Here is a 22884-nt window from a genome sequence, read left to right on the forward strand (position 1 = left end):
TACACGCCCGCTGGCGCAAGCCCAGGCATGAACGGATTACGGGCCGCCGTCATGATCGGATCGCGATTGATCCAGACATTTCCGCTGAGCGTATTAGGGTCTATGCATGTCGAGTCACTGCCTTTCACGTCGAGCCCATGCCGGTCCCCCCGCATGAAGACACTCGACAATTCCTCCGACCCTTTTTTCCATGATCGGTTGATCGAGGCGATTGCACAACGTCGCGACCGAGACGCCTTTGCCGCCCTGTTCGCCTATTTCGCGCCGCGCCTGAAAGCTTGGCTGATCAAGTCCGGGGCGACGCCCGGCGCGGCCGAAGACTTCGCCCAAGACACCATGCTGACCGTTTGGCGCAAGGCCGATCTGTTCGACACGTCCAAGGCTCGCGCCGCGACCTGGATCTTCACCATCGCCCGAAATCGACGCCTGGACATGCTGCGTCGCGACGCGCGCCCTCTGCCGACGCCGGAGATAGAGCTGGCGGGCGAGGACGTGCGCCGCCCCGACGAACTTCTGTCGATGTCCCAGGACGCCGATCGGGTTCGAGACGCCCTATCCCGCCTCACCCCGGACCATGTCGAGGTCCTGCGCCTCGCCTTCTTCATGGACAGCTCCCATTCCGAAATCGCCAAACACCTCGACCTGCCGCTCGGCACCGTCAAATCCCGTATTCGTAACGCCATGACCAAACTCCGCCTGATCCTAGCCCCGTCCGAGGAAGCCGCGCGATGAACCCGCAACGCAATCCTTCGGAAGAACGGCTGCTGGCCTACGCCGCCGGCACGCTCAGCCCGCCCGAAGCCGTGGTGATGGCCGCGCATCTGGCGATGCGGCCGGCGAACGACGCCTGGGTCCTTGATCTGCAAGCCGTAGGCGGCGAATTCCTGGACGAGGCGGCGCCGTCCACCCTGTCGCAGGATGCGCTCGCCCTGGCGATGGCGCGGATCGAGACGGACGCTGGCCAGGTGAAGGCCCTGGCCCCGCTGAACGACATGCCCGAACTGCCCGAGCCGCTGCGGCGCTATGCGCTCAGCCCCTGGCGCTGGGTCGGCCCCGGCATGCGGGTGCGCGATGTCCATGCACCGCGCGATGGGAACTGTCGCGTGATCCTGCTGAAGATCGAATCCGGCCGAGAGACGCCCAAGCACACGCACGGCGGCGTCGAACTGACCTGCGTCATCTCCGGCGCCTATGCGACGGAGACCGAACGGTTCGACGTGGGCGACTTCGAAGAAGCCGATCCCGAAGTGCTGCACCAGCCGCGCGTCGTGTCGGACGAAGCCTGCCTTTGCGTCGTGGCGCTGGATGGCCAGATCCAGCTGGACGGCTGGGTGGGCAAGCTGATCCAGCCGTTCGTTCGCCTGTGACCAGCCTGGCGGCGCTGTGGGGTGTTGCAGCCCTGTTTCTCGTCATCGTGATGTCGGCGGCCTGGCTGGTGCAGAAGCGCACTGGCCAAGGCGGCTGGGCCGACGCCTTCTGGTCGCTGGGCCTGGGCGCGGCAGGCGTCGGCGTGGCGCTGTTTCCCATCGATGGCGCGGCGCCGTCTCTGCGGCAATATCTGGCGGCCCTGCTGATCGGTCTGTGGGGTCTTCGTTTGGGCTCGCACATCGCCATCCGCGCCGCCCATGAGGGCGAAGACGCCCGTTATGCCCGGCTGCGTCAGGATTGGGGCGACGGGTTTCAGGTCAAGATGTTCGGTTTCCTGATGCTTCAGGCGGGGGCCGCGGCCTTCCTGGCGCTCAGCGTCATGGCCGCCGCCCGCAATCCAACACCCGGACTGACACTGCAGGACGGGTTCGCGACGCTGGTTTTCGTAGGTGCGCTTCTGGGCGAGGCCATCTCGGATCGACAGTTGGCGGCTTTCAAGCGCAATCCTGCCAACAAGGGCGGGGTCTGCGATGTCGGGCTGTGGGCCTGGTCACGCCATCCGAACTATTTCTTCGAATGGCTGGGCTGGTGCGCCTGGCCCCTGTTCGCCGTCAACCTGAGCGGTGAATGGACGTGGGGTTGGCTGGCGCTGACGGGGCCGGTCTATATGTATTGGCTGCTGACGCAGGTGTCCGGCGTGCCCTTGCTGGAAGAGCATATGCGACGCTCGCGACCCAAGGCGTTCGAGGCCTATGCCGCCCGCACCAGCGCCTTCTTCCCTCGCCCGCCCCGTCACTGAATCGACGTCAGTCCTTGCGAGCGGTTCCAAGGTGAATGTCGCCGCGTCTGCGCGCGATTTCCATCTGCCTGTGGCGCTCGGCATAGCGCTCGCGTTGACCGTCATCGCGCGTCGCGTGGCAGCGCTCGCAGCAGACGCCCTCGACGTAGTGGAGCGAGGCCCGACCGACGTCATCCACGGGCAGGCGGCATCCCCTGCAAAGCGTATGTGGACCCTGGCTCAGCCCGTGGCCGACCGAAACCCGCTCGTCGAAGACGAAGCATTCGCCGCGCCATAAACTCTCATCCTCATCCACCGTCTCAAGATAGCGCAGGATGCCGCCTTCCAGGTGGTGGACGTTTTCGACGCCTTCCGCCTTAAGAAAAGCCGTCGATTTTTCGCAGCGGATGCCGCCGGTGCAATACATGGCCACGCGCTTTGCGCCGGTCTGCTCCAGCAAGGCGCGGCCCTCGGTGCGGAACCAGTCGGGAAAGTCGCGGAAGCTGTGGGTGTTGGGTTGGACCGCCCCCTCGAAAGCGCCGATTTCGCCCTCGTAGTCGTTGCGCGTATCAATGACCAAGGTCTGCGGATCGGCGATCAGCGCGTTCCAGTCCGTCGGCGAAACATAGACGCCCGCCTGTCGCGCCGGGTCCAAGTCCGGCTGGCCCATGGTGACGATCTCGCGTTTGACGCGCACCTTCATCCGATGGAACGGCAAGGCGTCTGTCCAGGCGTATTTGAGCTCCAGCGTCTCGAACCCCGGCATGGCGTGGATCGTCGACAGCACCGCCTCGACGGCCGCCTCCGACCCGGCGATCGTGCCGTTCAGCCCCTCGGGCGCGACCAGCAACGTCCCCCTCACCTCCCCGGTGTCGCAAACGACCTGAAGCGCGTCGCGCACGGCGGCGGGATCGGCAATGGGTGCGAAACGATAGAGCGCCGCGACACGGACGGCGTGATCGGGCGGGGTCTGAAAGTCGGTCATGGATCAGGCCCCTCGAAGGCGCCAGGGATGGCGCGCCCAGCAGGACTCGAACCTGCAACATCCCGCTTAGAAGGCGGGTGCTCTATCCGGTTGAGCTATGGGCGCTCTTGCAAGACGTCAGGCGTCAGTGCGTCCAGGACTGCTTGCGGTTGGTGGCGAAGTTGTCGGCATAGGCCTTGATGATCATCGGCGGATCGTTCGGCTCGGACAGGCGGAAGGCGATGCCGTGGCGCTCGGCGTATTCGATAGCCTCTTCCTTCGATTCGAATGTCAGGCGGACCTGACCGTTCATATCGCTGGAGCTGGTCCAGCCCATCAGCGGATCGATGGTGCGCGCCGAGGCCGGTTCGAATTCCAGACGCCAGTCGCGGCTCTTGGCCTTGCCCGACTGCATCGCGGTTTTGGCCGGGCGGTAGATGCGGGCGAGCATGGCGGAGATCCTCAGTGACGGCAGGGCTTTCAGCCCTGCCATAACGCGCGCCGGATATTGAATCCAGCGGCCTTCCGTTGGTCGGGGCGAGAGGATTCGAACCTCCGACCCTCTGGTCCCAAACCAGATGCGCTACCAGGCTGCGCTACACCCCGGACCGAACGGAGCGCTCTATTGGCACTTCACGACGCGATCCGCAATCAAGGCTTGAAATAAGGATGTAAAACTTTGTCACCGGGCTTGGCATTGATCTCTGCCGCCCGCCCGGCGCGCAGTTCCAGCACGCCGTTGGCGGCGCCGTTCGAGGCAATGGGCGCCTCCGAGAAGGGCGTGGCGTGCGACGCGATTGAGACGATTCGCCCCTGAGGGTCGATATAGAGGATGTCCAGCGAACTGGGCGTGTTGCGCATCCAGAAGCTCTGCTCGCGCGGCGCCTCGCCCGGCCATTGGAACAGCATGCCGCGGTCATCCTCCAGCGGCGGACGGAACATCAGGCCGCGCTGCCGCTCGGGCTCCTCATCGGCGATCTCGACCCAGAACGGATGCTCGCCGGACGTGGTGACGATCGCCAGTTTCTGTAGCGGCTCGCCATTGGGGCCGAGCGGCGCCTTGGCGGCGCAACCGGCGACAGCGAGCATCAGCAAGCCCGCCATCAGAAAACGTCTCGTCGCCTCGATCATACGCCTCTCCTGGGCGCCGGATCAGTCGCCCGTTCTGATGTCCGCGACCACCAGGCCTTTCGGGCCATTGGCGAATCGCACCCGCACCGCATCGCCTGGAATCAGATCTTCCAGGCCGCAGCGACGCAGGGTCTCGATATGGACGAAGATATCGCCAGGTTCGCGATCGCGCACGACGAATCCGTAGCCCTTGGTGCGATTGAACCATTTGACCAGAGCCGTCTCCAGCTCTTCGTCGGTGTCGATGGCCGAACGAGGCGCGGTCGCAACGGCGGGGCGACGCGCAACCTGGACCGCTTCGCCCTCCCCCAGATCGTGGATTTCGACCGTCTGCCAGCCCTTCGAGCGTTTGACACAGTCGCAGGTAATGGGCGCGCCCTCATCTGCGGCGTCGCGGCCAAGGTCGCGCAGGCTGCTGATGTGCAGCAGAACGTCTCGCATTTCCGTCAGGGCGGGATCGTCCGGGACGATGAAGCCATAGCCCTTCACCGCATCGAACCACTTCACGCGCCCAGTGACGCGAACGGTCTGCACCGTCTCCGTCTCGCTATATTCAGACACTTATAAGTACCCCCGCCCGCGCCTCCAGCGGACTCCACTTATGTTTAACACTGTTCCGCGAAAGTTTGAAAAGCGGAAAATGCACGCTTGGGGTGAAGGTTGCGTCTCTGGGGAATGACGATGCAGGCGCGCCACAATGAATGACGGCCGCTGTGCATCGTCTGAAATATAAGGTGTTTCCGTTGCCAAGGAGCCTTGTGGCTCGACCGGCGAACTGCCCGCGTGGCAGTCCCTAGGGGAGTCGAACCCCTCTTTTCAGGTTGAAAACCTGACGTCCTAACCGATAGACGAAGGGACCGCTGCGCGGGAGAGCCGGCGATATAGCCGCGCCCTCGGGACGGTGCAAGCGTGGATTTCGAGTTTTTTGGACGTCGTCAGATCATCCGGGGATCGGCGACATCCTCGATCTCGAACTGCACGCCCTTGCGGCCGTTCCAGTCGTCGGCCTTCAGGCGTCCGACGACGCTCAGCCCGCCCTGCCCCGACAGCAAGGCCTGGCCCGACAGCAGATCGGCGCAGCGCCAGGCGATGGCCTTCACCGACGTGCCATCCGCGCCGACCAGGCGACAACGCACATGACCGCCGTTCATCGCTACAGGCTCGCGCGCCTGAATGCCGGTCAGGGCAAAGCTTGGCTCGGGATTGGCGGGACCGAAGGGCGCCAACTGCTCGAACGATTCGAACAGGTCGCGCGTCGCCGCGCCGGGATCGATCAAAGCGTCGATCTCCAGCACGTCCTGCGCCACAGCCTCGACTCGTTCGGAGGCCAGCCGCTCGTTCAGAAAGGCCTTAAGTTCTGCGACTCGCGCGCTGTCCATCGTCAAACCGGCGGCCATGGCGTGCCCGCCCCCCGCCATCAGGATGCCGCTCTCCCAAGCCGCCTGGATCGCGCGGCCCAGGTTCATGCCGGGCTGGGATCGTCCCGAGCCCTTGCCCAGACCCGTCACCGGATCGACGCCGATGACGATGACCGGCTTGCGCCAGCGTTCGCGCAGGCGACCGGCGACGATGCCGACGACGCCGGGGTGCCAGTCCTCGCCCGCGACCACGACGACTGCGGTGTCGTCGGCATGGGCGCCGGTCGCCTCAACGCTGCGGACGGCGGCGTCCGTCACCGCCCGTTCGACATCGCGTCGAGACAGGTTCAGCGCGTCCAGTTCGATCGCCAGCGCCTCGGCTTCGGCTGGGTCATCGGTGGACAGCAGCCGCGCGCCCAAGTCCGAACGCCCGATGCGACCGCCGGCGTTGATACGGGGCCCTAGAATGAAGCCGGCGTGATTGCTCTTTGCCGGCCCCGGCTCCGCCCCTGCCGCCGCCAGCAGGGCGCGCAGCCCTGGATTTCGCCAGTCACTCATGACCTTCAGCCCTAGCCCCGTCAGAGCGCGGTTGAAGCCGGTCAGGCCCGTGACGTCGCAAATGGCCCCCAGCGCCGCCAAATCCAGCCATTGGCGAATATCTGGTTCCGGCCGGTCGGTGAACAGGCCCCGTCGCCGTCCCTCGCGGTTCAGGGCGGCCAAAAGCACGAACACCACCCCCGCCGCCGCCAGATTGCCCTGACCGGAGTTGCAACCCGGCCGATTCGGATTGACGACCGCCAGCGCCGTCGGCGGCTCACTGCGCATCAAATGGTGATCGATGACAACGACATTCAGGGCGATGGCCGCGGCATGGGCGAGCGCCTCGTTCGCCGCAGCCCCGCAGTCCACGGTGATGACCAAGTCCGCACCCGAGGCCTTTAGCGTGTCGAAGGCCTTGGCGCTGGGGCCATAGCCTTCGGTCAGTCGGTCGGGCACGTAGATCGACAGCTCATGGCCCATCGCCCGGAACCAGCGCACCAGAAGCGCCGCGCTCGACGCCCCGTCCACGTCATAGTCGGCGAAGACGTGGATGTTGGCCTTGGCCTGCAGAGCGTTCAGGATCGCATCGGCCGCCGCATCCATGTCCATGAAGCTGGACGGATCGGGAAACAGGGCGCGCAGGGTCGGGGTCAGGAAATCGGCCCCCTGATCCGCCGATACGCCGCGCGACGCCAGCGCGCGGGCCAGGAGCTCGTCCAGCCCGAGGCCCTGCATGTGGGCGCGGGTCGTCGCCGCATCCGCAGGTCGCTGACGCCAGGCGCGCCCTGAGAGAGACCGGGTCACGCCCAGGAATGCGTTCAGTGTCTTTGCGCCGCCGTCATCCGCCATCAGCGCATCATCGCGGGATTCTGCATCCCCGGCGACCGGTCATTGCGTCGGGCGGCGGTCGAGCGGCGGCGGCGCCTTGGCGCGGTCGCGCAGGCTTTGGGCGAAGGCTTCGATGTCCGCCTGGGTGCGGGCGGCGTCGGGCGAGACCGGCACGGATCGGACCGCCGCCGCCGTCTCGGCGGCGAGGCCCTCAGGATCGGTCAGGGTCCAGTCGATCCGCGCGATCTCGCTGTTCAGCGTCGTGCTGTCGTTTTGCAGACGCTGAGTATTGGCCGCGACCTGGGCGACGGGCGGCAGGTCGGTGGGCGCGGCCGGGAAATCCTCCCAGCGGGGATAGTGGCGATTGGCGTCGACCAGTTCCTGAACACGCGGCGCCAGCGGCGAGACGGGCTCGGTCTTGGACGCAGAACCGCCGATGCAGCCGGCCAACGGCGCTGCGATCGCGACTGCGGCGATCAGGATCATCTTTTTCGAGAGCGACGCGTTCATTTCCTGGCTGGTCTTATGCCATCATCGCCACGCGCGGAAGGGCGGATGAACCGGCCTCTGTTGCAGGAAGCGCGAAGGACGATCATGGCCAAGCTCCCAAAGACGCCGACAGACGCCGCCGAACGCCCGGCGCGCAAGGCCGGACGCCCCACTTCCGCCAAGCCCCGCCCGCCGCGCCCGTCCAAGCCGAAATCGGCCGAAGCGCAGGATGTGCCGCCTGAAACCGTCGCCGAGGGCGCGCCTGAACCGGCATTCCCCGGCGCCGCACAGGCCGAACTGATCGAAACCTTGTCGATGAATCTGGCCAAGGCGGCCATGATGGCCCAGAGCGCGATTGCAGAAGCCGCCCTGACACAGGCGGACCGCCCCGCCGCCCTGTCGGCCGATCCGTTCAACGTCGCGCCTGCCATGACGTCGGTGATGACCAGCCTGGCGGCCCAGCCCGACAAGATGATGCAGGCGCAGGCCGACTTGTTCGGCCGCTATATGCAGCTCTGGTCCTCGACCGCCCGACAGGCGGCGGGCGAGGCGCCCGATCCGGCCCCCGTCGACAAGCGGTTCAAGGACCCGGCTTGGTCCGAAAATCCCATGTTCGACATGATGCGGCGGTCCTATCTGCTGACGTCGGACTGGATGAACGGCCTGATCGCGGGGGTGGAGGATGTCGATCCGACGCTGAAACGCCGCGCCCAGTTCTTCACCCGCCTGCTGACCGACGCCTTCTCGCCGTCAAACTTCCTGGCGTCGAACCCCGTCGCGCTGAAGGCCCTGGCGGAAACCAGCGGCGAATCACTGGTTAAGGGGATGCAGAACTTCGCCGCCGATCTGGAACGCGGCGGCGGGTCGCTTCGCATTAGCCAGGCCGACTACGGCAAGTTCGTCGTCGGCGAGAACGTCGCCACCGCGCCGGGCCAGGTCGTCTGGCGCGACGAGCTGTTCGAACTGATCCAGTATGCAGCGACGACCGAGACCCAGCACGAGATCCCGCTGCTGATCTTCCCGCCGTGGATCAACAAATTCTACATCATGGACCTCCAGCCGGCGAACTCGCTGATCCGCTGGCTATCGGCCCAGGGCTTTACTGTATTCGTCTGTTCCTGGGTCAACCCGGCCAAGGACAAGGCCGGTTTCGGCTTCGACCAGTATCTGGAAAAAGGCATCTATCACGCCGTCGAAAAGACGCTGGAACAGGCTGGCACGAAGCAGCTGAACGCCGTCGGCTATTGCATCGGCGGAACCCTGCTGGGGGCCGGTCTGGCGCATATGGCGGCCAAGAACGACAATCGGATCGCCGCCGCGACCTTCTTCGCCGCCCAACACGACTTTGCAGAGGCGGGCGACCTGCTGCTGTTCACAGACGAGCACTGGATCGCCGAGATCGAGCGTCAGATGGATGCGGCCGGCGGCGTCCTGCCCGGCGCAGCCATGGCCGAAACCTTCAACGCCTTGCGCTCAAACGACCTGATCTGGTCCTTCTTCATCAGCAACTATCTACTGGGCAAGGATCCACCGGCCTTCGACCTGCTGTTCTGGAACGCCGACCAGACACGGATGCCCAAGACGCTGCATCTGGACTATCTGCGCCAGATGTACGGGGCCAACGCCCTGGCCCAGGGCGGCTTCCAGATCGGCGGGCTGACGGCGGACCTGTCGAAGGTGTCGATACCGCTTTATTTCCAGGCCAGCCGCGACGATCACATCGCGCCGATGAATTCGGTCTATCGCTCGGCCAAGCTGTTCGGCGGCGAGGACGTCACCTTCACCCTGGCGGGGTCGGGCCACATCGCCGGCGTGATCAACGCTCCGGCGGCGAAGAAATACCAGCACTGGATCAATGCGGCCCTGCCCGCGACCCTGGCCGAATGGCAGGCCGACGCGGTAGAGCATCCCGGCAGCTGGTGGGACCATTGGGCGGCATGGCTGGGCGACCGCGCCGGGCCTCAGATCCCCGCCCGTGATCCTGAAAAGGGGCCGCTCAAGCCCCTCGAGCCGGCCCCCGGCAGCTATGTGAAAGTGAAGTCTTGAACCGTATCGAACCCAACGCCCTGCTCGCGATCAGCACGGGGGTAGCGCTGATCCTGTTGATCATGACGGCCAGCGTCTTCGGGGAGCCGGGCAATACGGTGAAATACGTCATCTCGGCCGTCATCTGCGCAGCCGCCTTCGTGCTGCTGAACGGACGCATGGCCCGGATGATGAAGCGCCCGACGGTTCAGCCGATGATCCATCCGAACGCGCCAGGCACGGCGGTCTGGGCCGGCCTGTTCCCTCTGATCGTCATCGCCATGGCCTGCGCGCCGGTTTTCTTCGCAGGTCATGACTACGGACTGCTGGTCATCATCGCCGCGGTCATCTTCGGCCTAACCGTAGATTCCGCCGTCAGGGCGCGCCGGAACTAGGCCGCGACGAACTTCAGCGCCACGCCGTTGTTGCAGTAGCGCAGGCCGGTCGGACGCGGGCCGTCGTCGAACACATGGCCCTGGTGCGCTAGGCAGCGGGCGCAGTGATATTCCGTGCGTGGGATGCCGATGGCCAGATCGCCCTTTCGGCCGATATTGGCGGCGATCACGTCATAGAAGCTGGGCCAGCCTGTGTGGGAATCGAACTTCCACTGCGACCGGAACAGCGGCAGGTCGCAGCCCTTGCAGATGAAGCTTCCGCGCCCGTGCTGGTCGTTCAACGGACTCGAATAGGGCCGCTCCGTCCCCTCGTGCCGCATGACGCGCCACGAGGCGTCGCCGAGCCGCCGTCGCCAGTCGGCATCCGACACGCGGCGATAGGGCGAGGTTGCATATTGCCCCTCCCCCGCCTCGGAGGTTTCGGGAGAACAGGCGGACAGGGCGAGCGCGCCGGCGCTCATCAGAAGGCCCCGGCGATGCACGATCAGGGACTGGGTCATGCCCTTCATACGAAGGGCATGGCGAAATGGTTTCAGCCGTTCAGATCAGGCCGGTCGTCTCGTCCAGTTCCAGCATGATGTTCAGGTTCTGCACCGCCGCGCCTGACGCGCCCTTGCCCAGGTTGTCGAGCAGAGCCACCAAGCGCGCCTGCTCGCCATTGCGGTCGCCGAAAACGTGCAGACGCAGGCGGTTGGTGCCGTTCAGACCCTCGGGCTCCAGTCCCGACACGGCCTCGGTTTCTTCCAGATCCGCGACCTCGACGAAGCGTTGTCCTTCATAGGCCTCGACTAGTGCGCCATGCAGTCGTTCGACGGATGGCGTTTCCGGCAAGGCGGCCAGATGCAACGGAACCTCGACCAACATGCCCTGACGATAGTTTCCAACCGCCGGAGCGAACAGCACGTCGCGTGTCAGCCCCGTGTGTTTCGTCATCTCCGGCACATGTTTGTGCTTCAACGATAGGCCATAGGCGCGATAGGCGGTCGCCGCCTCAGGCGCCTCGAACTCGGCGATCATCGCCTTGCCGCCTCCGGAATAACCCGACACCGCATTGACCGTGACCGGATAGGTCGCCGGAACCAACCCTGCCTTCACCAGCGGCCGCATCAGCCCGATGAAGCCGGTGGGATAGCAGCCGGGGTTCGAAACGAACGACGACCGCGCGATCAGATCACGCTGACCTGCGTCCATCTCGGGGAAGCCATAGGCCCAGCCTGGCGCGACCCGATAGGCGGTCGAGGCGTCGATCACCTTGACCGATGGGTTCTCGATCATGGCCACGGCCTCGCGCGCCGCATCGTCGGGCAGGCACAGGATCACGGCGTCGGCGTCGTTCAGTGCCGCGCGCCGCGCATCCACATCGCGACGACGATCGCCCAGCAGGACCAGTTGAAGATCAGAGCGCGCCTCCAGCCGCTCGCGGATTTCAAGCCCCGTGGTGCCGGCCTCGCCGTCGATGAAGATGGTGTGGGTCATAGGCTGCTCCTGACCGTCCTCCCTTGCGGGAGAAGATAGACAAGAAAAAGGGCGCTCCGGGTCTCCCCGAAGCGCCCCAAATCCAAACCGCGTGAACGCGATTAGCGCTTCGAGAACTGGAAGCTCCGGCGAGCCTTGGCGCGGCCGTACTTCTTGCGCTCGACGACGCGGCTGTCGCGGGTCAGGAAGCCATGCGGCTTCAAGACCTTGCGCAGTTCCGGTTCGAAGTGCGTCAGGGCGTGCGACAGGCCGTGGCGGATGGCTCCGGCTTGACCCGAGAGGCCCGAACCTTCGACGGTGCAGATCACGTCATATTGGGTGGCGCGGTCCGAAACGGTCAGCGGCTGGGCGATCATCATGCGCAGCACGGGACGAGCGAAATACTGCTCCTGGTCCTTGCCGTTGACGGTGATCTTGCCGGTGCCCGGCTTGACCCAAACGCGCGCGATGGCGTTCTTGCGCTTGCCGGTCGAATAGGCGCGGCCTTGGGCGTCCAGCTTCTGGACATAGACGGGGGCGTCGTTCTCGACCGAAGAGCTCAGGCCCTTCAGGGCGTCGAAGCCGGTGGCGGCGGTGTCTTGCGTCGCGTCAGTCATGCTCAGGCGCTCCGGGTGTTCTTGGGCGACGCCGACGCGAAGTCGATCGTTTCCGGTTGCTGGGCTTCGTGTTCGTGTGCGCCGCCGGCGAACAGGCGCAGGTGCGTCATCTGCTTGCGGGCCAGGGGGCTTTCCTTCGGCAGCATGCGCTCAACGGCCTTCTCAAGCACGCGCTCGGGGAAGCGACCGCCCAGAACCTTCTCGGGGGTCGTCGACTTGACGCCGCCCGGGTGGCCGGTATGGCGATAGTAGACCTTATCGGTCGACTTCTTGCCGGTGAACACGACCTTGTCGACGTTGGTGACGACGACGTAGTCGCCGCAATCAACGTGCGGGGTGTAGTCGCCACGGTGCTTGCCGCGCAGACGGTTGGCGATGAAGGTCGCGAGACGGCCCACCACGACGCCTTCGGCGTCGATGTGGATCCACTTCTTCTCGACCTCGGCCGGCTTCAACGAAGCCGTAGTGCTCTTCAGCATTGAGAGGGTTCCTGGAGACGAAAATCGGGTCCGGCCCCTGAAGGAACCGAATGAAGGCGCGCTGATACAGGAGACGATTGGTCGCGTCAACGCGTTCGAATACGTCATAATCAACACAAGATACTGATTTCATTCATTATTATAAATACGGTATTAAAATACCCGATGCATTTTGGCTTTCGGCGTTACGAAATAACGCCTTTCGTCATCAAACCATGACCTTTCCGGGCCATCCGAGGGCCGATCTTCTGTCGGAGCCCTCTCATGATCCTTCACCGTCGGGGCCTGATCGGCTCCAGCGCCGCGCTCGCCTTCTCGGGCCTGGCCCACAGCGTCCAGGCCGCCGCCGAGGAAACCTACGTCAACGAGGTCGAGGGCTACGGTCCGCTTAAGCGCGATCCCAACGGCATGCTCGACCTGCCCGAGGGATTCTCCTACCGCATCGTGTCCCAAGGCGGCGAGACCATGGCCGACGGCCTGCTGGTCCCCGGCCAGTTCGACGGCATGGGCTGTTTCGCCCTTGATGGAAGCCGGGTCGTCCTGGTCCGCAATCACGAGCTCAAGGGTTCGTCGGCGGCGCACCGCAACTGGGGTCCCGGCGGTTACAACCAGCAGCGAGTCGGTCTGCTGGATGCGGGTCGCGCCTATGACACCTACAAGGACGGCCGCCCCCTGCCGGGCGGCACGACCACGGTCGTCTATGACATGGCGACCGGCAAGACCGAACGCCAGCACCTCAGCCTGGCGGGCACCAGCACCAACTGCTGCGGCGGCCAGACACCCTGGGGCTCGTGGCTGACCTGCGAGGAGACGGAGGAAACGCCCGCCGACGCCGACGTGACCAAGGAACACGGCTATGTCTTCGAGGTGCCGGCGCGCGCCGAGGGCCTGGTCGATCCTGTCCCGTTGAAGGCCATGGGCCGGTTCGACCACGAGGCGGTCTGCGTCGACCCCCGCACCGGCATCGTCTATCTGACCGAGGACCGGGCCGACGGCCTGTTCTACCGCTTCATTCCCGACACGCCCGGCGAACTGATCAAGGGCGGCCGGCTTCAGGCCATGGTGCTGCGCGATCATCAGGGCGTCGACACCTCCAACCATGACGACCGCGTCTGGTCGGTCGGCGACTGGCTGAACGTCGACTGGATCGACATGGCCGACGTCGAAAGCCCCAAAGGCGACCTGCGCCAGCGCGGCCATGCCGACGGCGCCGCGCTGGTCGCGCGGGGCGAAGGCATCTGGTGGGGCGATGGCGAAATGTATCTGACCGCCACTTCGGGCGGGCCGATCCAGCGCGGCCAGATCCTGCGTTACGTCCCGTCGCCCGACGAAGGCCGCCCCGGCGAGGCGCATCGCCCCGGCCGCCTCCAGCTGTTCGTCGAAAGCACGAACGAGAAGACGATGAACATGGGCGACAACATCACCATCGCGCCCTGGGGCCATCTGATCGTTTGCGAGGACAACTATTCCAGCGCGATCCGCAATCACCTGAAGGGCGTCACGCCTAACGGCAGGATCTACACATTGGGCCGCAACGTGTTTCAGGGGAACTCCGAGTTCGCGGGCGCGGTCTTCTCGCCCGACGGCGGGACATTGTTCGTCAACATCCAGTATCCCGGCGTGACCTTCGCGATCACCGGCCCATGGAACGCGGTCCGGACATGAAGATGCGAGGCTGAGCCCGCAACACCAGCCACAGGTTCGCTGTCGCCACGGCCAGAACGACGGCGGCCCCGCCCTGGTGCAGCACACCCAGCCAGACCGGCACGGCGTGCATCAGGGTGACGATGCCCAGAAGGGCTTGGAACCAGACCACACCCGCCAGGGTGAAGGCGGCCAGGCCCATCCCCTCGGCCACGCGCCAACGCCAGGCCTGGAAGGCATAGATGCTGACGGCGATCAGCAGCCCATAGGCCACAAGCCGGTGATTGAACTGCGTCAGGGCCTGATCGTGCAGGAAGGCGCCTGCGCCCAGGCTCCAATCGGCCGGCGGCAGCACCGCCCCGTTCATCAGCGGCCAGTCGGTATAAACCAGCCCCGCATGACCGCCCGCGACCAAGGCCCCTAGCAGGCACTGGACAAAGACCGCGCCCAGCAGGAAGCCGGCGCCCCGCGCCCAGCCCGCGGGCGGACGCCCGTGGTCCTCGCCGTTCCACGCCTCCAGCCCGGTCCAGATCAGGGCGGCGAACAGCATGAAGGCCAGGCCCAAATGCGTCGCCAGCCGCTCTGGCGCGACGCTGACCCGCTCGGACAAGCCGCTGGACACCATCCACCAGCCGATCAGCCCCTGTAGCCCGCCCAGCGCCAGCAGCACGACGCAGCGCCAGATCAGCCGATCGGGCATGGCCCACTGACGGAACAGCGACCGCGGCGGCGCCACGCGGCAAAGCAGGAAGAAGACCAGCGGCAGGGCGAACACCATGCCGACCAGGCGGCCGATCAACCGGTGCAGCCATTCCCACCAGAAGATACCCTGAAACTCGCCCAGGCTCATGCCGGCATTGATCTGGGCGTACTGGGGAATCTGTTTGTATTTCTCGAACGCCTCGGCCCACTGGGCGGCGTTCAGCGGCGGGATGGCGCCCATGATGGGCTTCCATTCGGTTATCGACAGACCCGATCCGGTCAGGCGGGTGATGCCTCCGATGACGACCATCAGGAAGACGATGGCCGCCGTAGCGAACAGCCATACGGCGACGACGCGATTGCGATCTGGATTTCCGAAACGGTTCATTCGACGCCTGACGCTGACCCGGATATGCTGTCGCGCTCGACCATGACCAAATCGCGACCGGTGCGGTATGCCCCCCTGGAGCGACAAGATCGAGTCGGATTGAGTTAACGGCGCTGACGCCGCAGGAGATCAGGGTTGCAATACGCCGATATCGCCGCCGCCGTCGCAGGCGGCTTGCTTCTGGCCTGGATCGCCGACCTTCTAACGGGCCGTCGCGGCTTCGGCGGCACCAGCCTGGTGTCCGGCGTTGGCCTGGCCTGCGGCTGGTTCCTGGCCGTCCGTGTATTCGCCATCAGCACGATGGACAGCTGGGTCTGGGTGCCTTGGTCGCTGATCGGCTCCGCCTTCTGCCTGGTCGCCTTCTTCCTGTTTCGGAACAAGCGCTGATGCACCCGCGTCTGCGTCGCTTCGTCGCCGCGATCGGCGTCCTGGTCTTTCTGGTCTTCTGGGTCTGGGGCCTGATTGCGCTTCGGGGAATGCTGCCGCCGTCGCAATGGATCGACTTCCTGTTCTTCGGCATCGGCGGCACCGCCTGGGGCCTGCCGCTCATTCCGCTGCTGAAGTGGGCCGAGCGGGGATGAGGCCAACCTAGGCCCACATACGGCGATGGGGCCGCCCACAAGGACGACCCCACCATCATCATTCTTTTGCAAGAATGGTCGGAGCGACAGGATTCGAACCTGCGACCCCTTGACCCCCAGTCAAGTGCGCTACCAGGCTGCGCCACGCTCCGAAGGCGCTCCCTATAGACGGGGGGATCGTCGTCCGCAAACGCTAAAACGACTTTTCCACCTACCTTGAAAGAACGGCGTCCAGACGGGCCTTCGCCTGCTCCAGATCGGCGAGAACCTGCTGCAAATTCGAGGTTTCGAGGCGAACATCGTTGGACGAAGCAGAGCTAATCTCCACATCGCCGTCCTCGATCAGGGCGGCGGCTTCGGCCCCGATCAGCTTTTTCAGCCCCTGTTCCTTGTGCAGGCGTTGGACGCCGCGAATCGTCAGGCCGTCATCGTGCAGCAGCCGCTTGACCGCCTTGAGGACGGCGATGTCCTGAGGGCGATAGAAGCGTCGCCCGCCCGCTCGCTTGACCGGCGTCACGAAGACGAACTTCGTCTCCCAGAAGCGCAGCACATGCTGGGGCGCGCCGACCTCTTCGGCCGCTTCGGAAATGGTGCGAAAGGCGTCGGCGCTCTTGGCCACGCGCGTCAGTCCTCGACGACGGCGTCGTGAACCCGGCTCTTCATGATTTGCGAGGCGCGGAAGCTGATGACCCGGCGCGGATTGATCGCCGCCGGTTCGCCGGTCTTGGGATTGCGGCCCATGCGGGCGCGTTTCTCGCGGACCTGGAAAACACCAAAGCCGGATAGTTTCACCGTCTCGCCGCGTTCCAGCGATTCGACGATCAGTTCGAGGGTGCGCTCCACCAGGCTGGAGCACTCCTGACGCGACAGGCCGACCTCATTGTGTACGGCTTCGCACAGGTCAGCGCGCGTCACGGTCTGTTGGCCTGCCATCATATCCCCGCTCATGCGATCCGCTCGCATTCATAGGGCCGCAAAGGCCCCGAAAAATCAATGCCTATGGCCGATTTAAAGTCGCTGCCTCAAAGCCTCAGGGCGCAGGCGCCCCAGGTCAACCCGCCGCCCATGGCTTCCAGCAGGACCATGTCGCCCTTCTTGATCCGACCGTCCTGGATCGCGGCGTCCAGCGCCAGAGGGATGGAGGCGGCCGAGGTGTTGGCATGGGTCGCGACGGTAGAGATCACCTTGTTCTCGTCCAGACCCAGCCGGTCGCCAACGCCCTTGATAATGCGCTGATTGGCCTGGTGCGGCACGAACCAATCGACGTCCGCGATCTCGATCTTCGCAGCGGCGCAGGCGGCGGTGATGCCCTCGGCGATGTTCACCACGGCGTGGCGGAACACCTGATTGCCCGCCATCCGCAGATGACCGACGGTCCCGGTGGTCGCCGGGCCGCCGTCGACATAAAGCAGATCGGTCTTGGAGCCGTCGGCGCGCAAGGCGAATCCCAGCATGCCTTGGTCGTCGGACGTCCCCTGCCCTTCGCGCGGTTCCAGAACCACGGCGCCGGCGCCATCGCCGAACAGGACGCAGGTGGTCCGGTCGGTCCAGTCCATCAGCTTCGTCATTTCCTCGGCCCCGATCACCAGGGCGCATTTCGACAGGCCGCGCGCCACGAAACCGTCGGCGACGCTCAGGGCATATACGAAGCCCGAACACACAGCCTGGACATCGAAGGCGATGCCGACGCCCGCGCCCAACTTGGCCTGAACGATCGAGGCGACGGCCGGAAAGGTCATGTCGGGCGTGGTGGTTGCGACGATGATCAGATCGACATCCGTCGCCGTCTTGCCCGCATCGGCCAGCGCCTTCTTTGCGGCTTCGACCGCCAGGTCGCTAGTCGGCTGGTCGTCGCGCGCCTTGTGGCGTTGCTTGATGCCGGTGCGCTCCTGGATCCATTCGTCCGACGTGTCGACGAATTTAGCCAGATCGGCGTTGGTGACGATCTGCTCCGGCAGATAGGAGCCGACGCCGGTCACGGCGCTGCGGGTGACGCTCACTGAAGGGGTTCTCCCACGGATACGGCAGGCTTGGCGGTATGATCGAACACCGCGTCCAGCTTGCCCAGGTTGTCCCCCACCTTGCTCATATAGTCACTGCGCGCCAGATCGACAGCGATGCGGATCGCATTGCCGAAGCCCTTGGCGTCTGCGCCGCCATGGCTCTTTACGACGATGCCATTCAGGCCCAGAAGAGGCCCGCCGTTGATGGTGCTGGGGTCGATCTTCTGACGCATCTTCTTCAGCGCCGGCATGGCGATCACGGCGCCCAGCTTGGATTGCAGGTTCGAGGTCAGGGCCTCTTTCAGCAGCGCCGAGATATAACGCGCCGTGCCTTCGGCGGTCTTCAGCGCGATATTGCCGGTGAAGCCATCGGTGACGACCACGTCCACCGTCCCCTTGGCGATGTCGTCGCCCTCGACGAAGCCGTGATAGTTCAGGTCGAACGGCCCGTCGCGCAGGATGGCGTGCGCCTCCTTGACCTGTTCGTTGCCCTTCATGTCCTCCGAACCGACGTTCAGCAGGCCGATGGTGGGGCGGGCGATACCGCGAACCGCGGACTGGAAGGCTTCGCCCATGATGGCGAATTCTATCAGTTGTTCGGCGTCGCTGCCGATATTAGCGCCGACATCCAGCACCGCCGTGTGCCCCTTGAAGGTCGGCCAACTGGCGACGATGGCCGGCCGCTCCAGCCCCGGCGCAGACATGCGCAGAATCAGTTTCGAGATCGCCATCAGGGCACCGGTGTTGCCGGCCGAGACGACGCCGCCTGCCTGTCCCGTCTTCACCGCCTCGATGGCGTTCCACAGGCTGGAGCCCTTGCCGCGCCGCATGGCCTGGGCCGGCTTCTCGTCCATGGCCACGACCTTGTCGGTGTGACGGATTTCGCAGATGTCCGCCGCCAGGCCGCAGCGCGCCAGTTCAGGGGCGATCTTGGCCTCGTCGCCGTGCAGCAGGAATCGAACGCCCTCGCCGTCATGGGCGCGGATGTAGCTGCGGATGCCGGGAACGACGACGGATGGCCCGTGATCGCCGCCCATGGCGTCAAGCGAGATCGTAACTGGGGCTGGCAAATGGACCTCGTTTGGCCGCGTCGTCTTGTCGCGCGACGCTTGGCAGTATGCGCTGAACGATAGCGCCGAAGCCGGGGGATGCAACCACCCGGCCCCTGCGTCAACCTCAGCCTTTATCGTCCTGGGATTTAAGCGCCTTCAAGGCGGCGAAGGGCGAAATCTCTCCCGGCTCCTCCGGTTGCACGAACTCCGCGCCCGGCTTGCGCGGGAATGGATCAAGGGACAGCAGCAGTTGTTCGACGGCGTACTGACCCAGGTCGATCTTGCCGTCCTCGATCACGTCGGCGTCTTCCTCGTCCAGGGTGACCTCGATCTCCTCGGTATCCTGAGGCTTGGCCTGGATCAGCTGGATCGAAAAGCGGCGATCCACATCGACAGGCAAGGGCTCCAGCGTCAGGCCGCAGGACTGAACGGCATGGGCCGTGATACGGCCTTTCAGCGTCCACTCGCTGGTGGACGGGGTCGGCTTCACGTCAAAATCCACCACGAAGTCGTCGAGCCCTTGCAGGTCCAGGGCACGGGCGATTCGCTTGCACGTGTCCGCGTCGGGTTCGAGCTTCCGGTTCAGTCCGGCCCCGATCTGATTGACCCGCACCGTCTCGCTGTAGGGGAGCGTCACGCTCATCTGTCTCAAACTTCCGCCCAGGCCGGCGTCGCCAGCACCTTGTTGAAATCCTGCGCCGCCAGAGCCGCGCGCGTGGTCAGCGCATAGCGCGCCAGCGCCTCTGCGTGCATGGCTTGCGGCTCCGCATAGACGTTCTTCGCCATCGCCTCGGCCAGCCCGGCGGCATCACTGGCGCGCAGCGGCTGCTCGTAAGCGTTCATCCGACCATACAGGGCCTCGCCCAGCTTGCGCATCTTCTTGCCCACGGCGACGTCGCCGACGCCTTCCTCGCGCAGGGCATGATCCAGCGCCGAGACATAGACGTCGAACACCGCCTGGCCCGCATCCTGGCCCTGGGCCGTATTCTCGTCGCGTAGCCGCAGCACCAGCAACAGCACATGAAGCGTATAAAGCTCGAATCGGGCGTCGATGCGGTCGGCCACCCCCAGCCGCGTGTAAAAGGCCGGATTGCGAGCCTGGCTCACGGCCTTGGCATACAGATCGTCGCCGATTCGGATGCCGGGTCGGGGTTTGAACAGGTTTTTGAGCATGGGTTTCAACGGCCCCTTTTCCGCCGTGCCGTTGAACTAGGACGCAGGTCCGTCTAGGTCAAAGACCTTGTTCTCTCGCAGGCGCCCGACCATGTCCCGTTTCGTCCCGCTTTTCGTCGCTGTTTCGCTGGCTGGCCTGTCCGCCGCCTGTGCTCCGACCATCGGCTCCAACGGCTTCCAGGCCATCGACGCCAAGCCTCAGGACGTTGTCGCCGGCACCGACACCAAGGAAACGGTCCTGGCCAAGCTGGGTTCGCCCTCGACCACCTCGACGTTCGAGCCTGATCAGGTCTGGTACTACATCAGCCAGACGACAGAGAAATACACCTACAACCTGCCCAAGGTCTCCACCCGCACCGTGACGGAAATCACCTTCGTTCCTCAGGGCGACCAGGTGGCTTCGGTCCGCACCCTGGGCCTGACGGACGGCGAACAGATCGCCATGAACCGCAACGAGACCCCGACGCGCGGCCGCGAGCTGACGGTTCTGGAGCAGTTGCTGGGCAACGTCGGTCGTGGCCAACTGCCTCGCACCGAGGATGATACGCCCGGCCAGCGCCGCCCCGACTAAGACGGCCCTCTCCTCCCAAACAAAGACGCCCCGGAGATCGCTCTCCGGGGCGTTTTCGTATCGGTGACGATTCGACCTAGCCGATATTTCCACTCGCCAGCACCGCCAGCAGAAGCAGGGCGACGATGTTGGTGATCTTGATCATAGGGTTCACCGCCGGACCGGAGGTGTCCTTGTAGGGATCCCCCACCGTATCGCCGGTCACGGCCGCCTTGTGCGCTTCCGAACCCTTGCCGTGGACCACGCCGTTCTTGTCGGTGAAGCCTTCCTCGATCACCTTCTTGGCGTTGTCCCAGGCGCCGCCGCCCGAGGTCATGGAGATGGCGACGAACAGGCCGGTCACGATGACCCCCATAAGCATGGCGCCCAGGGCCGCGAAGGCGTTGGCCTTGTCCGAAATCGTCAGGATGGCGACGAACAGGACGATGGGTGACAGAACCGGCAGCAACGACGGCACGATCATCTCGCGGATCGCCGCCTTGGTCAGGATGTCGACCGCCCGGCCGTACTCCGGCTTGACCTCATAGGTCATGATGCCGGGGTTCTCGCGGAACTGACGCCGCACCTCGGCGACCACAGCCTCGGCCGCCCGCCCGACCGCCATCATCGACATGCCGCCGAACAGGAAGGGCAGCAGCCCACCGAACAGCAGGCCGACGACAACGTAGGGATTGGTCAGGTCGAAGGCGATCGGCCCCATATTGGCGAAGAACGGATAGTCCGTAGGATTGGCCGAGAAATACTGCAGGTCCGACGTATAGGCCGCGAACAGCACCAGCGCGCCGAGGCCCGCCGAACCGATGGCGTATCCCTTGGTCACGGCCTTTGTGGTGTTGCCGACGGCGTCCAGCGCATCCGTCGAATGCCGCACGTCGCTGGGCAGGCCCGCCATTTCGGCGATGCCGCCGGCGTTGTCCGTCACCGGGCCGAAGGCGTCCAGCGCCACGATCATCCCCGCCACGCCCAGCATGGTGGTGGTGGCGATGGCGATGCCGAACAGGCCCGCCAGCTGGAAGCTGGCCACGATGCCGACGATGATCGTCAGAGCCGGAAGCGCGGTGGATTCCAGCGACACCGCCAGCCCCTGGATGACATTGGTGCCGTGCCCGGACACCGAGGCGTTGGCCACCGACTGCACGGGCCGGAAGTTCGAGCCGGTGTAGTATTCGGTCACCACCACGATCGCCGCCGTCACCGCCAGACCGACCATGCCGGACCAGAACAGCGCCATCGGCTGGATCTCCAGACCGCTGGCCGTCACGATCGGCCCCGTCACCATCTGGTTGATCACCCACCAGACCGCGAAGATGGACAGGACGCCGGTCACGATCAGGCCCTGATACAGCGCCCCCATGATGTTCTGGCTCTTGCCCAGTCGCACGAAGAAGCTGCCGATGATCGAGGTTACGATGCACACCGCACAGATCGCCAGCGGCAGGACCATCATCACGTCGACATAAGGCTGTCCCCTGAAGAAGATGGCGGCCAGCACCATGGTCGCGACGGTCGTCACTGCATAGGTCTCGAACAGGTCGGCCGCCATGCCGGCGCAGTCGCCGACATTGTCGCCCACATTGTCCGCGATGGTTGCGGCGTTGCGAGGGTCGTCCTCGGGAATGCCCGCCTCGACCTTGCCCACCATGTCGCCGCCCACGTCGGCGCCCTTGGTGAAGATGCCGCCACCCAGGCGCGCGAAAATCGAGATCAGCGAGGCGCCGAAGCCCAGCGCCACCAGCCCGTCGATCACCTCGCGGCTGGTCGAGGCCAGCCCCAGATGATGGGTCAGCACGATATAATAGCCCGACACGCCGATCAGGGCCCCGCCCGCCACGAACATGCCGGTGATGGCGCCCGAGCGGAACGCCAAGTTCAGCCCCTTGGACAGGCTTTCTGACGCGGCCTGAGCTGTGCGCACATTGGCCCGCACCGAGATCAACATCCCGGCATAACCGGCCGCGCCTGACAGGACGGACCCGATCAGGAAGCCGATGGCGGCGTATATGCCGATCAGGAAATAGGCGGCGATCAGGATCACGATCCCGACCACGCCGATGGTCAGATATTGCCGCTTCAGATAGGCGGAGGCGCCTTCCTGGATCGCGGCGGCGATCTCTCGCATCTTGTCGTTGCCGGTGCTCGCCTTCATCAGCACGGCGGTCTGAGCGGCGCCATACAGCACCGCCAGCACACCGGCCGCGAAGACCAGCGTAAGTGAGTTCGTCATTGGCGTTTCCATGCCCTTGCAAACAGGCGCGCAGGCCTTGGCGCGGTCGGGCGTTATCGCCTCTGTCCGCCTTCCGGTCCCCCCGCACGCGGCGAACGCGTCAGTGCGTTCTTTGGGAT

At 65.2% G+C, this 22884-nt stretch carries 27 protein-coding genes and 4 tRNA genes; 9 read left to right on the forward strand and 22 right to left on the reverse strand.

Going from position 1 to position 22884, the window contains the following annotated elements; all coding sequences use genetic code 11:
- Positions 1-51: 51 nt before the first annotated feature.
- From CHRYSEO8AT_RS15155 to CHRYSEO8AT_RS15165, 3 genes are read left to right on the forward strand one after another with little or no spacing between them, the layout of a single operon-like run.
- Positions 52-732, forward strand: a complete 681-nt coding sequence (locus CHRYSEO8AT_RS15155) for a sigma-70 family RNA polymerase sigma factor (protein ID WP_236547571.1) — start codon at positions 52-54, stop codon at positions 730-732.
- A complete protein-coding gene (locus CHRYSEO8AT_RS15160) occupies positions 729-1367 on the forward strand; it encodes a ChrR family anti-sigma-E factor (RefSeq protein ID WP_159851391.1) in 639 nt (212 codons plus the stop codon). Before CHRYSEO8AT_RS15155 ends, CHRYSEO8AT_RS15160 begins: the two co-directional genes overlap by 4 nt.
- Positions 1364-2167, forward strand: coding sequence for a DUF1295 domain-containing protein (locus tag CHRYSEO8AT_RS15165; protein WP_236547573.1), 804 nt, complete (start codon positions 1364-1366; stop codon positions 2165-2167). Before CHRYSEO8AT_RS15160 ends, CHRYSEO8AT_RS15165 begins: the two co-directional genes overlap by 4 nt.
- Before the next feature lie 7 nt (positions 2168-2174).
- On the opposite strand, the gene CHRYSEO8AT_RS15170 is transcribed toward CHRYSEO8AT_RS15165, so the two are convergent.
- The 9 genes from CHRYSEO8AT_RS15170 to CHRYSEO8AT_RS15210 form a co-directional block, all read right to left on the reverse strand.
- A complete protein-coding gene (locus CHRYSEO8AT_RS15170; RefSeq protein WP_159851392.1) occupies positions 2175-3131 on the reverse strand; it encodes a rhodanese-related sulfurtransferase in 957 nt (318 codons plus the stop codon).
- 28 nt (positions 3132-3159) lie between these two features.
- Positions 3160-3236: transfer RNA gene (locus CHRYSEO8AT_RS15175), tRNA-Arg, on the reverse strand.
- A 19-nt stretch (positions 3237-3255) separates the two neighbouring features.
- Complete coding sequence (locus CHRYSEO8AT_RS15180) at positions 3256-3561, reverse strand: ETC complex I subunit (RefSeq protein WP_159851393.1); 306 nt, start codon at positions 3559-3561, stop codon at positions 3256-3258.
- A gap of 78 nt (positions 3562-3639) precedes the next feature.
- Positions 3640-3716: transfer RNA gene (locus CHRYSEO8AT_RS15185), tRNA-Pro, on the reverse strand.
- A 45-nt stretch (positions 3717-3761) separates the two neighbouring features.
- Positions 3762-4241, reverse strand: coding sequence for a DUF192 domain-containing protein (locus tag CHRYSEO8AT_RS15190; RefSeq protein ID WP_201304456.1), 480 nt, complete (start codon positions 4239-4241; stop codon positions 3762-3764).
- A 21-nt stretch (positions 4242-4262) separates the two neighbouring features.
- The gene (locus CHRYSEO8AT_RS15195; protein ID WP_201304457.1) at positions 4263-4802 is read right to left on the reverse strand and encodes a cold-shock protein; all 540 of its coding nucleotides are present in this window, start codon (positions 4800-4802) and stop codon (positions 4263-4265) included.
- Positions 4803-5025: 223 nt separating this feature from the next.
- Positions 5026-5100, reverse strand: a tRNA-Glu gene (locus tag CHRYSEO8AT_RS15200).
- A gap of 76 nt (positions 5101-5176) precedes the next feature.
- The gene (gene recJ / locus CHRYSEO8AT_RS15205) at positions 5177-6988 is read right to left on the reverse strand and encodes a single-stranded-DNA-specific exonuclease RecJ (protein ID WP_159851394.1); all 1812 of its coding nucleotides are present in this window, start codon (positions 6986-6988) and stop codon (positions 5177-5179) included.
- Between the two features lie 39 nt (positions 6989-7027).
- Positions 7028-7477 (reverse strand): hypothetical protein, encoded by a 450-nt coding sequence (locus CHRYSEO8AT_RS15210; protein WP_159851395.1) that lies wholly within the window; start codon positions 7475-7477, stop codon positions 7028-7030.
- Between the two features lie 84 nt (positions 7478-7561).
- On the opposite strand from CHRYSEO8AT_RS15210, the gene phaC reads away from it, so the two are divergent.
- Both phaC and CHRYSEO8AT_RS15220 read left to right on the forward strand, forming a co-directional pair.
- The gene (gene phaC / locus CHRYSEO8AT_RS15215) at positions 7562-9502 is read left to right on the forward strand and encodes a class I poly(R)-hydroxyalkanoic acid synthase (RefSeq protein ID WP_159851396.1); all 1941 of its coding nucleotides are present in this window, start codon (positions 7562-7564) and stop codon (positions 9500-9502) included.
- Positions 9499-9876, forward strand: a complete 378-nt coding sequence (locus CHRYSEO8AT_RS15220; protein ID WP_159851397.1) for a hypothetical protein — start codon at positions 9499-9501, stop codon at positions 9874-9876. The genes phaC and CHRYSEO8AT_RS15220 overlap by 4 nt, the downstream gene beginning before the upstream one ends.
- Here the strand turns inward: CHRYSEO8AT_RS15220 and msrB are convergent.
- From msrB to rplM, 4 genes are all read right to left on the reverse strand, one after another.
- On the reverse strand, positions 9873-10376 hold the full coding sequence (gene msrB / locus CHRYSEO8AT_RS15225) for a peptide-methionine (R)-S-oxide reductase MsrB (RefSeq protein WP_159851398.1): 504 nt from the start codon (positions 10374-10376) through the stop codon (positions 9873-9875). The genes CHRYSEO8AT_RS15220 and msrB overlap by 4 nt on opposite strands.
- A gap of 40 nt (positions 10377-10416) precedes the next feature.
- Positions 10417-11352 (reverse strand): N-acetyl-gamma-glutamyl-phosphate reductase, encoded by a 936-nt coding sequence (gene argC, locus CHRYSEO8AT_RS15230; protein WP_159851399.1) that lies wholly within the window; start codon positions 11350-11352, stop codon positions 10417-10419.
- Positions 11353-11453: 101 nt separating this feature from the next.
- Positions 11454-11948: a 30S ribosomal protein S9 gene (gene rpsI / locus CHRYSEO8AT_RS15235; protein ID WP_135195973.1), complete on the reverse strand. Its 495-nt coding sequence runs from the start codon at positions 11946-11948 to the stop codon at positions 11454-11456.
- A 2-nt stretch (positions 11949-11950) separates the two neighbouring features.
- Positions 11951-12424, reverse strand: a complete 474-nt coding sequence (gene rplM / locus CHRYSEO8AT_RS15240) for a 50S ribosomal protein L13 (RefSeq protein ID WP_159851782.1) — start codon at positions 12422-12424, stop codon at positions 11951-11953.
- A 267-nt stretch (positions 12425-12691) separates the two neighbouring features.
- Here rplM and CHRYSEO8AT_RS15245 point away from each other — a divergent pair, with 267 nt between their 5' ends.
- Positions 12692-14092, forward strand: coding sequence for an alkaline phosphatase PhoX (locus CHRYSEO8AT_RS15245; protein WP_159851400.1), 1401 nt, complete (start codon positions 12692-12694; stop codon positions 14090-14092).
- Here the strand turns inward: CHRYSEO8AT_RS15245 and CHRYSEO8AT_RS15250 are convergent.
- Entirely contained in the window at positions 14061-15161 is a 1101-nt protein-coding gene (locus CHRYSEO8AT_RS15250) for a COX15/CtaA family protein (RefSeq protein ID WP_159851401.1), read from the reverse strand. The genes CHRYSEO8AT_RS15245 and CHRYSEO8AT_RS15250 overlap by 32 nt on opposite strands.
- A gap of 135 nt (positions 15162-15296) precedes the next feature.
- Between CHRYSEO8AT_RS15250 and CHRYSEO8AT_RS15255 the strand changes: the two genes are divergently transcribed.
- Positions 15297-15548, forward strand: a complete 252-nt coding sequence (locus CHRYSEO8AT_RS15255; RefSeq protein ID WP_159851402.1) for a transglycosylase — start codon at positions 15297-15299, stop codon at positions 15546-15548.
- Complete coding sequence (locus CHRYSEO8AT_RS15260) at positions 15548-15742, forward strand: DUF2842 domain-containing protein (protein ID WP_159851403.1); 195 nt, start codon at positions 15548-15550, stop codon at positions 15740-15742. Before CHRYSEO8AT_RS15255 ends, CHRYSEO8AT_RS15260 begins: the two co-directional genes overlap by 1 nt.
- Before the next feature lie 75 nt (positions 15743-15817).
- On the opposite strand, the gene CHRYSEO8AT_RS15265 is transcribed toward CHRYSEO8AT_RS15260, so the two are convergent.
- From CHRYSEO8AT_RS15265 to CHRYSEO8AT_RS15295, 7 genes are all read right to left on the reverse strand, one after another.
- A tRNA-Pro gene (locus CHRYSEO8AT_RS15265) sits at positions 15818-15894 on the reverse strand.
- Between the two features lie 59 nt (positions 15895-15953).
- A complete protein-coding gene (locus tag CHRYSEO8AT_RS15270) occupies positions 15954-16361 on the reverse strand; it encodes a MerR family transcriptional regulator (protein WP_159851404.1) in 408 nt (135 codons plus the stop codon).
- Positions 16362-16366: 5 nt separating this feature from the next.
- Positions 16367-16675 carry an integration host factor subunit alpha gene (locus tag CHRYSEO8AT_RS15275; protein WP_135196090.1) on the reverse strand — a complete coding sequence of 103 codons (309 nt, stop codon included), beginning with the start codon at positions 16673-16675 and terminating at the stop codon, positions 16367-16369.
- Between the two features lie 89 nt (positions 16676-16764).
- Positions 16765-17742 carry a beta-ketoacyl-ACP synthase III gene (locus CHRYSEO8AT_RS15280; protein WP_159851405.1) on the reverse strand — a complete coding sequence of 326 codons (978 nt, stop codon included), beginning with the start codon at positions 17740-17742 and terminating at the stop codon, positions 16765-16767.
- Positions 17739-18782, reverse strand: coding sequence for a phosphate acyltransferase PlsX (plsX, locus tag CHRYSEO8AT_RS15285; RefSeq protein ID WP_236547622.1), 1044 nt, complete (start codon positions 18780-18782; stop codon positions 17739-17741). Before plsX ends, CHRYSEO8AT_RS15280 begins: the two co-directional genes overlap by 4 nt.
- 139 nt (positions 18783-18921) lie before the next feature.
- Complete coding sequence (locus tag CHRYSEO8AT_RS15290) at positions 18922-19440, reverse strand: DUF177 domain-containing protein (RefSeq protein ID WP_159851407.1); 519 nt, start codon at positions 19438-19440, stop codon at positions 18922-18924.
- Positions 19441-19445: 5 nt separating this feature from the next.
- The gene (locus CHRYSEO8AT_RS15295; protein ID WP_159851408.1) at positions 19446-19970 is read right to left on the reverse strand and encodes a ubiquinol-cytochrome C chaperone family protein; all 525 of its coding nucleotides are present in this window, start codon (positions 19968-19970) and stop codon (positions 19446-19448) included.
- A 91-nt stretch (positions 19971-20061) separates the two neighbouring features.
- On the opposite strand from CHRYSEO8AT_RS15295, the gene CHRYSEO8AT_RS15300 reads away from it, so the two are divergent.
- Positions 20062-20541: an outer membrane protein assembly factor BamE gene (locus CHRYSEO8AT_RS15300; protein WP_017503908.1), complete on the forward strand. Its 480-nt coding sequence runs from the start codon at positions 20062-20064 to the stop codon at positions 20539-20541.
- A 76-nt stretch (positions 20542-20617) separates the two neighbouring features.
- Here the strand turns inward: CHRYSEO8AT_RS15300 and CHRYSEO8AT_RS15305 are convergent, their stop codons facing one another.
- Positions 20618-22765, reverse strand: coding sequence for a sodium-translocating pyrophosphatase (locus tag CHRYSEO8AT_RS15305; RefSeq protein ID WP_159851409.1), 2148 nt, complete (start codon positions 22763-22765; stop codon positions 20618-20620).
- Between the last annotated feature and the right edge of the window lie 119 nt (positions 22766-22884).

This window comes from Brevundimonas sp. G8, from assembly GCF_902506205.1.
GTDB lineage: Bacteria > Pseudomonadota > Alphaproteobacteria > Caulobacterales > Caulobacteraceae > Brevundimonas.